The 12,166-nt window shown below is 45.9% G+C and carries 9 protein-coding genes and 2 pseudogenes; 2 read left to right on the plus strand and 9 right to left on the minus strand.

What is annotated here, in order from left to right; genetic code table 11:
- Nucleotides 1–146 precede the first annotated feature (146 nt).
- From QUA50_RS00405 to QUA50_RS00430, 6 genes and pseudogenes are all read right to left on the minus strand, one after another.
- Complete coding sequence (locus QUA50_RS00405) at nucleotides 147–1,841, minus strand: hypothetical protein (RefSeq protein ID WP_333258879.1); 1,695 nt, start codon at nucleotides 1,839–1,841, stop codon at nucleotides 147–149.
- 193 nt (nucleotides 1,842–2,034) lie between these two features.
- Nucleotides 2,035–2,988: an ABC transporter ATP-binding protein gene (locus QUA50_RS00410; RefSeq protein ID WP_333258877.1), complete on the minus strand. Its 954-nt coding sequence runs from the start codon at nucleotides 2,986–2,988 to the stop codon at nucleotides 2,035–2,037.
- A gap of 625 nt (nucleotides 2,989–3,613) precedes the next feature.
- Nucleotides 3,614–4,180, minus strand: a pseudogene (locus tag QUA50_RS00415) (DUF6745 domain-containing protein); the annotation flags it as partial.
- Between the two features lie 21 nt (nucleotides 4,181–4,201).
- Nucleotides 4,202–5,524 (minus strand): leucine-rich repeat domain-containing protein, encoded by a 1,323-nt coding sequence (locus QUA50_RS00420; protein WP_333258873.1) that lies wholly within the window; start codon nucleotides 5,522–5,524, stop codon nucleotides 4,202–4,204.
- A gap of 77 nt (nucleotides 5,525–5,601) precedes the next feature.
- On the minus strand, nucleotides 5,602–6,642 hold the full coding sequence (locus QUA50_RS00425; RefSeq protein ID WP_333258871.1) for an ABC transporter permease: 1,041 nt from the start codon (nucleotides 6,640–6,642) through the stop codon (nucleotides 5,602–5,604).
- A gap of 204 nt (nucleotides 6,643–6,846) precedes the next feature.
- Entirely contained in the window at nucleotides 6,847–7,359 is a 513-nt protein-coding gene (locus QUA50_RS00430) for an adenine phosphoribosyltransferase (RefSeq protein ID WP_333175468.1), read from the minus strand.
- 237 nt (nucleotides 7,360–7,596) lie between these two features.
- Between QUA50_RS00430 and QUA50_RS00435 the strand changes: the two genes are divergently transcribed.
- Nucleotides 7,597–8,763 carry a pyridoxal phosphate-dependent aminotransferase gene (locus QUA50_RS00435; protein ID WP_333258869.1) on the plus strand — a complete coding sequence of 389 codons (1,167 nt, stop codon included), beginning with the start codon at nucleotides 7,597–7,599 and terminating at the stop codon, nucleotides 8,761–8,763.
- 118 nt (nucleotides 8,764–8,881) lie between these two features.
- Here QUA50_RS00435 and QUA50_RS00440 read toward each other — a convergent pair whose 3' ends face one another.
- Nucleotides 8,882–9,655 (minus strand): RNA polymerase sigma factor SigF, encoded by a 774-nt coding sequence (locus QUA50_RS00440; RefSeq protein WP_333259028.1) that lies wholly within the window; start codon nucleotides 9,653–9,655, stop codon nucleotides 8,882–8,884.
- A 462-nt stretch (nucleotides 9,656–10,117) separates the two neighbouring features.
- On the minus strand, nucleotides 10,118–10,960 hold the full coding sequence (locus QUA50_RS00445) for a photosystem II manganese-stabilizing polypeptide (protein WP_333258867.1): 843 nt from the start codon (nucleotides 10,958–10,960) through the stop codon (nucleotides 10,118–10,120).
- Between the two features lie 401 nt (nucleotides 10,961–11,361).
- Between QUA50_RS00445 and QUA50_RS00450 the strand changes: the two genes are divergently transcribed.
- Complete coding sequence (locus QUA50_RS00450; RefSeq protein ID WP_333258865.1) at nucleotides 11,362–11,724, plus strand: hypothetical protein; 363 nt, start codon at nucleotides 11,362–11,364, stop codon at nucleotides 11,722–11,724.
- A gap of 67 nt (nucleotides 11,725–11,791) precedes the next feature.
- Here the strand turns inward: QUA50_RS00450 and QUA50_RS00455 are convergent.
- Nucleotides 11,792–12,166 (minus strand): annotated as a pseudogene (locus QUA50_RS00455) (calcium-binding protein); the annotation flags it as partial.

The raw sequence follows: 12,166 nt of genomic DNA on the forward strand, positions 1-12,166 counted from the left end.
CCCGCCCGTCCAGAAAGGGCGGGCTATAAGAACCCAACCCCTACTCCCCACAAACTTCTGTAAATTATTTAATTCGCGATCCTTAAGCTTTCAGGCAGGGGTTTAAATCCCTGCCTGAATCGGAGTTTCAAGTTTCCCCTGCTTTTTCAAGCTTTCAGCAGTGCTTTAGAAGCTGATTGCCCTGCGAGTTTCAGTTGCGATCGCAATTTGAGATTCAACAACAGCAACACAGTCCACTGACTGAGTATCGAAAACAAAATCGTAGTTTCAGATCCTATGTAAGACGAAAAAGACCCAAAAATCGGAAATGTTAAAGATAGCCAGAAGAAAGGAGCTTTTTCTGGAGTGAGCAACAGCATAGATAAAATCACAGGTGGTAACAAGATAGCACCGCCGATCGTACCTGCGGCCCAAATTTCCTGATTGCGGGTTTTGAGAAATAGGAATAGTTGGGTGATGGTTGCGTAGATGAGGATCGGATTTATGCCGAAAATTACACTCCAAAATAGGGTTGTGTCAGACTTTTGAAACTCGCCCCGAGGTATTAAAAGTAGTCCGATGAGTAAAATGAAAGATGAGCTGAGGAGATTAATCGCGATCGCAACTACAGCCGGACTTTTTTCGCTCCAAACCAAATCGAGTAGTGGGTAACGTCGCCACAACTTGTGACCGCTGGGAACAATTTGTTGCCGATACCTTGCCCAATCATACAAAGATTGTCTGTCAGATGTTAAAGATGCTATTACAATTAAGAACATCACCAAATTCAAGGTTAGCAAAGGAAAAGTTTTACCGTAGGCTAGGGGGTCAGATTGGAGTGCAAAGCCTAAGATGATTGGCTGACAGCAGATAACCGCAAAATAACTTTGTCGCTTGCTCAAAACTGTAGTAGTGGGATTGGGAAAACGGCGCTGCCATCCCTGCCACATCCAATAGGTTCCGATACCACAAATTGACAGAGACAAAACAAGACCACTCACAATATTTTTACCGATTGGCAAGTAAAACCATTGTAAGTTGTCTATATCTACACCTAATGAATTGAATTCGTATCTAGAGATCGTGCCATAAATTAGATATCTTAGGATACCAATGGAAGACACAAATGTTCCTAAGTCCACAGCACTTACTGTCAACTGAATCGTAGAAATTACAAACACAAACAAAGCAATACCGCCAGCCAACCAAGGTTGAAATCCTCCCAACCAACTGGTTGTCAATCCAAATAGCATCGCAGTGCTGTAGAATAAACTACAACTAGCTGCGATCGCCATGTAAAAGCATAAAATTTCATGCAAAGGTATTTGAGCCGCTAATCCACTGTATAGATGTAGTGGTATTACCAGAATTGCTGCTAGATAAAGCAAAATAGGGACACCGAAAATTTTGCCAATAAAAATGGTATTGGCAGATTGGGGACTGAGGCGAATAAAGTTGAGCGTACCCAGGCGTTCCTCCTTGTCTAAGTCACTGACGAGCATATAAGTCCCTGCTACTAATAGGACTAACACGCTAAATATACTCAGCCAAATAAATATTTCTACCCACCACTTTGGCCAGTCAATTACTATGTTACCCAAGGCATCTGTGAGACATTGTGTTCCTGGTTTTGTGTCAGTAGTCGTCTTTAAAACACAAAATCTGTTATAAATCGGTTCAGTACGATCGACATTACGAAGGGCAACGGGTAACTGGGCGCTGTAATACATGAAAAGCAGCAGTTGAGGCCCTAAAGAGAAAGCAGATGCGATCGCCATATTGCCAATATTCAAGCTGCCTTTGATTTCTCGAAATAACTGAGGATTCCAGTTGCCGATTTGGTCTAATAAGTTGAGTGTCATGATTTATTACTTATTGGTGATTGGTAATTCTCTCTCTGCTCTTCCTCTGTGTCCTCTGCGCTCTCTGCGGTTAAATAATTCCGGTTCAACCGTAAAGAATATAACTCAGTTATAACTCACTGTTGAATTATTTTCAATAACGGGAAAGAAGCCCGTTCCACAAAGAATTAATTTGATTCTGGAAAATACTAAATTAGGATGCTTGTTTGTGCCCCATATTGAGAAAAATGGTTTCTAAATCTTCTTGAGTGCAGTGGAATTCTGTTAGCGGAATCTGTGCCGTGACGAGTTCGCGCAATAAATTGGCGGCATCTTCCCGGCTTCCCGAAAAGTTAACGCACACCTGATTAGTTTCCTGGACTATTTCCCAACTTTCTATCCAAGGAAAGTTTTTTAACTCGGATATTAGCGCTGCTAAATTATTGCCTAAAACGGACATCAAAATTTGCTGGCGGCTGAGGCGTTTGTAAAGTTCTTGTAACGGTGCGCTTTCGACCAGATATCCGAGTTCCATGATACCAACCCAGGTACAAAGTTCGGCTAAGTCGCTGAGGACGTGAGATGATATGACTACAGTCATGCCCACTTGTTGCAAAAGTTTGATAGTTTCGCGGAACTGCATTCGGGCGATCGGATCTAAGCCAGAAACGGGTTCGTCTAACAACAGCAACAGCGGTTCGTGGATAATAGTTCTCCCCAAACTCAGGCGCTGTTTCATCCCCCGCGACAGGGTAGAAATTAAGCTGTTGCGCTTGTTGGTTAGTTGCACGAGTTCTAAAACAAAGTTGATTCGCTCTCGGCGGCGCGGTTGCTGGAGGTTGTAGAGTCGGGCAAAATAGTCTAAATAATCCCAAACAGTCAAGTCGTCGTAGAGGGGAAAGTCATCGGGAAGAAAGCCGATGCGCTGTTTGAGAATCGGGTGCGATCGATCGCGCAATAACCTATCGCCGTTGATGTAAATTTCCCCTGTAGTCGGTTCCTCAGCAGCCGCCAACATCCGCAGCAAAGTAGTTTTGCCGGCACCGTTGGGGCCGATGAGTCCGCATACTTCGCCGGCTGCTACTTGCAAATCGATGTCATTGACGGCGATATGGCGATCGAATTGTTTCGTCAGCCCGCGAGTTTCTATTGCTAGTTGTTTTGCCATGTTTGGAGGGTGAATGAAGTTTTATCGGTGCATTCCTGGGAATAATAGGAGTTATATCGAGTCCGATTGATTTGAGGGGATTATTCGTGGGGGAGGGCGGGTTTATTTAACCTGTCTGCAAACGTTTAAGCCTACTGGCGAACCCGCCCCTACAGCTAATGGAGAATGCTGCAATATCTCAGATAGATCCGATCCGTTATTACAAATGCCATGTCTTGTAGGGGCAGGTTCACCGACAATAATTGCCGAAAACAGACAATCTCATAAATCTGCCCCCTCGACTAATCTACCGGACACGATATTACGCATCAAAACCAAACAAACCGGGTTTTTGTGGTTTTTACGGGCTATAACCCGTCTTCTGGGCAAAAAACCCGGTTTCTGGCCACCCGTGCGTAAATCCCGATCGAAATAAATGTCTGCAGCTACCCTAGCTCGTTCTTCCAGGAATTGTCATCTCGTTTCTGAAATTAAAACAAAGACATTCTCGATCGCTGAAATCCCTGCTACTATTAACTCTTCCTTCTTCCCGATCGCTGATTCGGTATGACATCTGATACGCGCACCCTTTAATCCGTGTATCCGTGTTAATCCGTGTAGTGCCTTCCTTCTTCCTTCTGCTATATCAAGTCTGCACGGAAAATTCCTCTGGATCGATATCCCAATTTGCCCAGCGAATTGCCTCCCTAGCTGATGTCAGGTTAGGCGGCACTCTCAAAGCGTGAATGAATCCCGTACTCGGACAAATCATTTTTAACAAACAAATCGGCTCGACATCGGCATTATCTATTGTTAATAGTGAATATTCCTGCCAACTATCTATTTTTTCTGCTGACAACTCTTGACAAATGCGATCGTAACCAATTCCTTCAATTAACACTCGCCGAAGTTCGGCATTCTCTTCTGTTAAAAGCCATTGGGGTTGCCATTGATTTGGGTGGACTTTGCCGTATTCTTCAGGCAATCTGACGCCGTGATAATAGTAAAAATTCCATCCATCGGCAAACTCGATCGCAGGTTCTCCTTCGGCGTGCAAGCGGTTTTGACTGTCAAAGCGCAGGTGGCGGGGGCGATCGCACACCGCGCAAAACTTTTCAAAGGGAATTATTAAACCGCAATGCTCGAAAAGCTGCTTTTGGCAGCGAAGTATTTCTTGTGCCTTTTGGGAAAGATTGACGCCTAATGAAGATATATACCATTGGGTCAAATAGATTTATTTAAACAAATTCGTGGGGGTTTCACGGGATTGCCGAGATAACAAATAAATGGGAAAACCGTTCCCTATCATTCCTTCCGATCGCACATAGCTTTCAGCCCATTCGTACATTAGCGAACTCAGTGTGCTGTCTGCTTCGGACTCGACAGTCATGCTGCGGAGTTCATAGTTCCACACGCCCGGACTTGCCAATTCTCCCACAGGGGACATCCATTTCTGGTCTATATCTTTCCCCAATATATTGCTGAATTTGTCTGAGAAGTTTTGTGAATGGTCGCGTTTGAGCAAGTTGAAGATTTGGAGACAAGCGTCGGGGGGACTGCTGCAAATAATAACTTCGGGTTCTTCTAAGCCAATAGCGGTATAGGCAACTTTGATGGCTTCTGTGGCTTTTTGACCATCAATTGGTTTCGTCGAGAGAGTAAGACGTTTCTGTGCGAGTTCGCCTAACACGCACAGAGCGGTAATTTTGTTGTTGCCGAGATTCAGTGTTGTGAGATTGGTGAGCGCTCGCAAGGCGCTGATATCGGTAATTTTATTGTTGTTAAGGTTCAGTGTTGTGAGATTGGTGAGCGCTCGCAAGGCGCTGATATCGGTAATTTTATTGTTGTTAAGGTTCAGTGTTGTGAGATTGGTGAGCGCTCGCAAGGCGCTGATATCGGTAATTTTATTGCTGTCCAGCTCCAGTGTTGTCAGATTGGTGAGCGAGCCGAGGAACCTGATGTCGGTAATTCTCTTGGAGTTCAGATTCAGTGTTGTCAGATTGGTGAGCGAGCCGAGGAAGCTGATGTCGGTAATTTGATTGTTGCCCAGATTCAGTGTTGTCAGATTGGTGAGCGAGCCGAGGAAGCTGATGTCGGTAATTTTATTGCCGCCCAGATGCAGTGTTGTCAGATGGGTGAGCCAGCCGAGGAACCTGATATCGGTAATTTTATTGCTGCCCAAATCCAGTGTTGTCAGATTGGTGAGCGAGCCGAGGAAGCTGATGTCGGTAATTTGATTGTTGCCCAGATACAGTATTTTCAGATTGGTGAGCCAGCCGAGGAAGCTAATGTCGGTAAATTGATTGCTGGCCAGATGCACTGCTTTCACATTGGTGAGGCAGGCGAGGAAGCTGAAGTCGGTAATTTGATTGTTGCTGAGATCGAGCATTGTCATGCTTGAAAGTATCTGCTCCGCTGCTTGTGGGTCATCAGTTCCAGCCTTTTCTAACAACACTTTAGCTGTGTGCCTTGCCTCTTCTGAAAGACTGTCAATATGCCTGCACCTGTCGGCAAAGCTGCAAAAACTCATTGGCTCGTTTGGTTGTTTTTCTGACATAAAACACTGCGAGAGGGACAAAATTTGAGTGACAGTTGACCTCCGAGCATTGACATCCGATCGCTGAGTGAAGTCTATTATTTCAAATCTTCCAGCTTAATCCGAGGATCGACAGCTTTCAGCAGCAAATCTGCCAACAAATTCCCCACAATCAACATCGTCGCACCCATCATCAAACTAGCCATTACTAAATACAAATCTTGATTGTTCACCGCCTCCAAAGTCAGCTTTCCCAAACCCGGCCAATTAAAGAAAAATTCCGCAATAAACGCACCGCTCAACAAACTAGCAAACTCAAAACCCAACAGCGTAATCAACGGATTAACAGCATTCCGCAAAGCGTGAACGTAAATTACTCGATCGTCCGGCAAACCTTTCGCGCGCGCTGTTCTGATGTAATCTTGACGCAGCACGTCTAACAATTGTCCGCGCATCAATCTTTGCAAACCCGCAAAACCAGTAACGCTGAGGGCGACAGTTGGCAAAATTAAGTGCCAGCCGTAATCGAGGATTTGACCCCACCAAGGTAAGTCTGCGTGGTCGATACTTGTCATTCCTCCGACGGGAAACAGAGGCGAAGTATTCTGAGCAAAAAATAGCAGCAACAAAGCTGTGATAAAGCTGGGAAATCCCTGTCCGGTGTAGCTGACTACTTGCAAAACTCGATCGACTGTGCGGTTTTGATTGACGGCGGCGACAATTCCCAAAGGAATCGCGATCGCCCAAGTTACAATCAAAGATGCGATCGCCATTAATAACGTCGCCGGTACCCGTTCCCACAGCAGCGAAGCTACGGATCGCTGATACACAAAACTCGTGCCAAAATTCCCCCGCGTCACAATTTGTTGCAGCCACAGCCAATACTGCACAATCGCTGGTTTATCTAGGCCGAACTGCTGTTCGAGTTGCTTGAGTGTCTCCGGCGAAATCTTGGGATTTTGGCTCAATGTATCCAAGTAATTTCCCGGTGCTAGCTCAATAATTGCAAAACAAAGAGCCGATGCTAAAAGTAGCGTTAATAGTGCCTGCAACAGTCGCTTGACAACATAAGTAAATGTCTCGCCACCAAACAGAGAACCCAGCCCTCGCCAATTTCGATTTACTTTAATAGAAGTCATACGATTTTAGATTTTAGATTTTAGATTTTAGATTTGAAGAATTGTGAATGATATTAATGCCGATTGCATCGGAATGATTTAACCACAGAGAGCGCAGAGAGCGCAGAGTTCGAGAAGAGAGAGATAAATGATTCCGATGCAAACAGCAAAGATATTATTTGTCAACAGTCAACAGTCAACAGTCAACAGTTAACCGTTAACTAACTAATATTCAACTAGCGTGACGATCGGCACATCCGGCAATTTCTGCCTGCCGCCCAAACCCTGCAATTCAATGATAAAAGCAAAACCGACAAGCTCGCAGCCAGCTTGTTCTAACAATTTAGCCGTCGCTGCCGCTGTTCCGCCAGTGGCGATTAAATCGTCCACAATCAGCACCCGGCTGCCGGATGTCATCGCATCTCGGTGCATCTCCAGTCGATCGACACCGTATTCCAATTCGTACTCGGCAAAATGAACCGCACCGGGCAGTTTCCCCGGCTTGCGGACAGGAATAAAGCCTATTCCCATTTTATAAGCCAACGGCGCGCCAAAGATGAAGCCCCGCGATTCCATGCCCACCACATAGTCAACAGACATTGCAGAGCATTTTTCCGCTAAGCTGTCAATGGTGTAGCTCAGCCCTTGCGGGTCGCGCAGCAAAGTTGTAATGTCTCGAAACAGAATTCCCGGCTTGGGGAAATCAGGAATGTCGCGAATCAGAGATTTGAGATCCATAAGCTTGCAGATCGGCGTTGAGGGTAACGAGGCATCAAAAATGGTACAATAATAACGTCAAAATTTAAAATATTAAAAATAAAAATTAAAACTAAGAGCTTCTTTAATTTTTATTCTTTAATTGCTTAATCCTTTACGTACTATGTAAACAAATGTCATAATTCCCTAACAACAGGGTTGAATATCAACATTTGTCACCCTATGATCTAAAGTCAAAAATCTAATATCTAAAATCCAATGATTAAGTTGGCAGCACGAGTGGGTGAGGTTACTCCTTCTATAACCTTGGCGATCGCCGCTAAGGCTAAAGCCATGAAGGCCGAAGGGATTGATGTCTGTAGTTTGAGTACGGGAGAACCGGACTTTGATACCCCCGAACACATTAAAGCAGCAGCAAAACAAGCTTTAGACGCGGGGAAGACTAAGTACGGCCCTGTGGCTGGGGAACCGCAGTTAAAAGCTGCGATCGCTCGCAAACTCCAATCCGACAACAATCTCCACTATCAACCGGAAAATATTATTGTCACCAACGGCGGCAAGCATTCCCTCTACAATCTGATGATGGCTCTGATCGAGCCGGGAGAGGAAGTAATTATTCCCGCTCCCTACTGGCTGAGCTACCCAGAAATGGTTAAACTCGCTAGCGGCAAGCCAGTAATTGTACGGACTGATGCTTCTACAGGATATAAAATTACACCGGAACAACTGAGTCGAGCGATTACTCCCAAAACCAAGTTATTTGTACTGAATTCGCCTTCTAATCCGACGGGAATGGTGTATACTCCGGCGGAAATAAAAGCCTTGGCCCAGGTGATAGTCGATCGAGATATTTTAGTCGTTGCTGACGAGATTTACGAAAAAATTATATATGACGGCGCCCAGCACGTCAGCATCGGTTCCCTGGGCAAAGAAATCTTCGATCGCACCCTGATCAGCAGCGGTTTTGCTAAAGCTTACTCGATGACAGGCTGGCGAATCGGTTATTTGGCAGGGCCGATCGAATTAATCAAAGCTACCAGCACCATTCAAGGTCACAGTACCTCAAATGTGTGTACCTTTGCACAGTACGGCGCGATCTCCGCTTTGGAAAGCAGCCAAGAGTCTGTCGAAAAAATGCGTCAAGCTTTTGCCGAAAGGCGTCAGGTAATATTTGAATTGCTCGATGCTGTCCCCGGAATTAGCTGCATTAAACCAGACGGTGCTTTCTATATGTTTGTCAACATCAGCAAGACTGGAATGAATTCTTTGGAATTTTGCGACGCTTTCTTAGAACAGCAGCAAGTAGCCGTTATTCCGGGGATTGCTTTTGGTGCAGACGACCACATTCGCTTGTCTTACGCCACCGATTTAGGCACAATTAAAAAAGCCGTAGAAAGGCTCGATAAATTTGTCCGCAGCATCTAAAAATTAGTCATTAGTCATTAGTCATTAGTCATTAGTTGTCATTAGTGATTAGTGATTAGTGATTAGTTATTGGTAGTAACTGCCCACTGTCAACTGTCAACTGTCAACTGTCAACTGACTAAAGCTGTTTAGTCATAATCTCTTTGAGCAAATCCAGCCCCTTCTTAACTCGCCGAGAAACAGTCACCGCACTGATACCCAAGCGTTCGGCCGTTTCCTTCTGCGTCAAATCGTAGAGAAAAACAAACTCCAATATCTCGCGAGTTCGTTGTTCTAACATAGCCAAAGCTTGCTGTACGCGAATTTGATCCTCTTGCGCCAACTGAAAACTCCGATACTTGCTATCGGGCACCAATTCTCCCAGACAAGTCGCCCCCTCGTCTTCATCTTGCATCGGCGCGTCCAAACTCAGAGGCGATCTGTTGAGATGGGCCAACTTAATTTCTTGCCATTCTTGTACAGAAACCTCAAGCACTGCTGCTACTTCAGCATCCGTAGGTTTGCGGTTTAGCTGCACCTGCAAATCCTTGATCGCTGCTACTGATTTGCGTTCCAGGGACTGCCAGTGGCGGGGAAAGCGCACAGAAGGGCTTTTGTCCCGCAAGTAGTGTTGAATTTCGCCCCGAATGTATGGAATTGCAAAGGAACTAAAAGCGTGTCCCTTCGCGATATCAAACCGCTCGATCGCCCTGATCAACCCCATACATCCGACTTGCAGCAAATCGTCGTAGCTTTCACCGCACTGGTTGATCCAGTGGTAAACTTCTTTTCTGACCAGTCCAATATTCAGTTTAACTAACTGATTGCGGATTTCATTCGATCTAGAAATTTGGTACTCGCGCAACAATTGCAAATTTTCGCTTTTTAGCTCGTTCGGCACTGTGGTAGACATGGTGACATAAGGGTTGGTAGAGCAGAGGACTGAAGTTGCTTTAGATCTAGTTTCCAATCTAGTCTAAAAAAATTCACTTTTAGGTAGTGTAATCCTAGCACTTAATCGGTGTGATAGCGGACACACCCGTTTAACTTTCCGAATGTGCAGGGATTTAGCTGAATTATCCGAAGGTTTTCCGCATAAGGCAGAACTTTATCAGGTAGAATACTTTCGATACAAGCCCGAATTTAACCGGGATTTTGCCCAAGTATATTATAATCTGAAAGCGGTTTGAATACAATACTTTAATTAATTAAAAATCCCAACTTAATAAGTTGCGAATGACCACAGTTTAACCATAAATTTAGTCATTAGTCAACAGTCCTAAGTTATATTGCTCGAGACTGTTGGCTAATGAAGAGGGAGCAGGAGCTTTACAGCCAGAAACTGCTCAAATTCGATCGATCCTGAAAGCCAATTTTATGACACAGAAGGCTCAATGCGAGCGTAAAACAGACCCCGAATTTTCACGTCCAGAGCCGGTCTAGCTCCCAAATCAGTATCAGAAGGCTGCGTGCTCTCAAAAATCCCGCCAACTTCGCCAGTGGCGCTGTTGACTTTAGCAACTTGGAGAGAAATTTTGCCGGCCTTAGTGCGAGTGTCAGCAACCTTAACATTAGCCCGCACGCGTTTGGAATTGTCACTAGCCGGAAGCGCTACAGCATTGTCGTAGCCAGTCGATACCCCGCGAGCTTTAGGGTCTAAAAAGCCTGCGCTGCGGTAAGAAGGAACGTTAAACTCCCCTCGCAAATCGGTGGAAGTATTGATAGCAACCACTCCGGGTTCGGAACTTGCCACTAGCTGTTTAATGGTAAACAAGAAAGGTACTTGCTCTCCGCCCGGTAATTGAATCGTAATAGCTTGAAAATCCAAGCCGTCCTCTTCTGTGAAAGTGAGAGTTCCGTCAGTACCGACCTTGAGCGTACCTTGAACTTGGTCAATGCTCGACGTGAACCGGGTCAGCAATTTACCAGGCACAAATTCCGCCTCTTGGCGTTTGTTTGCTGGTTCTTCCTTCACAAAATAAGTTGTGGGCTGCAAACACAAACCAGTCAGTTTATAGGTGGCGCCCGCTTCGAGGGGGATCGATCCCCTCGAAGTTTCTGCCAAGCTAGGGCAGTTATTAGCCAAGCCAGTACCTCTAATCTGGTCGTAGGTGAGCAACTCAGTTGTCGCCACCGTCGAGTCAGGAGCCGAAGAACAAGCAACCAGCGCACTCATGCAAAATGCTAAAAGTGCAACAATTAAAGCACGATATTTCATTGCAAACCTCAATATCCAACATCGGATTATATTAAGAAAAAGCCCTAGTTCGAGCAAAATATAATTGCCCGCCGGCAGGCTAGGCCAGCGCTTAGGGTAGCATTTAGATCCTGATCCCTCGCTTCACCGAGACCGGCATTGACTCAAAAAATCAAGCTAGTGCGCCGTGAAAATAAGCATGAACTTATGATTTCTCAATCATGTTCGGATCGCAGCCCAATACACATGGTACGACGGGTTGTGCTCTTTTCCTGACTTGGACTGCAAATTAATATTGCTTAAGTCAACCTACTTAAGTTACTTTGCTTATGACCCCGAATGGCGATCGCGACTAGCTCGATTAGTCAGTTGACCAAAAGGCTGGGGACAAAGGCCTTGTAGATTTCAAAGGAAGCAGCAGTATGGACAACGGCAAAGATTTAGAGTCAGAAAAGTTGCAGTCTCAAATGCACTCGCTGACAGAGGCGATTCGGACTTTAGCCGAAAGTTGTCAGGGAGACAGTCTGCTGCTTTTGGCCCTGCTGCGGAGGCTGGAAGCTTCGCACCGGGAAATTCGGGACGGTTTGTTTCAAGCGTCTTTTCCCGACAACCGCCAAGCACTTTACAAACTGCTCAGGAATATTGAAGCCAATGGCGGCTGGCCTTACATCCACCGCATGAAACTTCGATCGCTCTTGGAGTATAGCCAACAATTATCTCCCCTAGAAGATTCTCCAGCCGAGTCGCCACAAGACTCGGCCGAAACTCCCCAGGACGTTAAATAGTTTTGAGTTATGAGTTTAGTGAGTTTTACATTAACTCATAACTCATCACTAAGCTGCGCGATCGCACCTACAACCCCGAAGGTGGAGGAAAAGGTGTAGGAAAAGGTATCAGGTTCGGCACCGTCGGGAATATAGGCGTCTGGCCCGGCATTGGCAATAGTCCGGGAGTCGGAGTCGGGGCCAGAGAACTCATTGACACCAGAGGCGAATCATCAGGCGCGCTAACTGTCGGTGCAGTAGGAATCCTCGCAGCAGTTGGCGTCGGAGTCGGAGTCGGTGCTGCTGTCGGAGTCGGAGTCGGTGCTGCTGTCGGAGTTGGAGTCGGTGCTGCTGTCGGAGTCGGAGTCGGTGCTGCTGTCGGAGTTGGAGTCGGTGCTGCTGTCGGAGTTGGAGTCGGTGCTGCTGTCGGAGTCGGAGTCGGTGCTGCTGTCGGAGTTGGAGT

The sequence above is a fragment of the Microcoleus sp. M2_D5 genome, from assembly GCF_036701935.1.
Taxonomy (GTDB): Bacteria; Cyanobacteriota; Cyanobacteriia; order Cyanobacteriales; family Microcoleaceae; genus Microcoleus.

Excerpts from the sequence above, each read along its gene's own strand:
- QUA50_RS00445 (WP_333258867.1), bottom strand. The coding sequence starts at position 10,960 with ATGAAATATCGTGCTTTAATTGTTGCACTTTTAGCATTTTGCATGAGT.
- QUA50_RS00430 (WP_333175468.1), bottom strand. The coding sequence starts at position 7,359 with ATGGATCTCAAATCTCTGATTCGCGACATTCCTGATTTCCCCAAGCCG.
- QUA50_RS00425 (WP_333258871.1), bottom strand. The coding sequence starts at position 6,642 with ATGACTTCTATTAAAGTAAATCGAAATTGGCGAGGGCTGGGTTCTCTG.
- QUA50_RS00420 (WP_333258873.1), bottom strand. The coding sequence starts at position 5,524 with ATGTCAGAAAAACAACCAAACGAGCCAATGAGTTTTTGCAGCTTTGCC.
- QUA50_RS00410 (WP_333258877.1), bottom strand. The coding sequence starts at position 2,988 with ATGGCAAAACAACTAGCAATAGAAACTCGCGGGCTGACGAAACAATTC.
- QUA50_RS00435 (WP_333258869.1), top strand. The coding sequence starts at position 7,597 with ATGATTAAGTTGGCAGCACGAGTGGGTGAGGTTACTCCTTCTATAACC.
- QUA50_RS00450 (WP_333258865.1), top strand. The coding sequence starts at position 11,362 with ATGGACAACGGCAAAGATTTAGAGTCAGAAAAGTTGCAGTCTCAAATG.
- QUA50_RS00405 (WP_333258879.1), bottom strand. The coding sequence starts at position 1,841 with ATGACACTCAACTTATTAGACCAAATCGGCAACTGGAATCCTCAGTTA.
- QUA50_RS00440 (WP_333259028.1), bottom strand. The coding sequence starts at position 9,655 with ATGTCTACCACAGTGCCGAACGAGCTAAAAAGCGAAAATTTGCAATTG.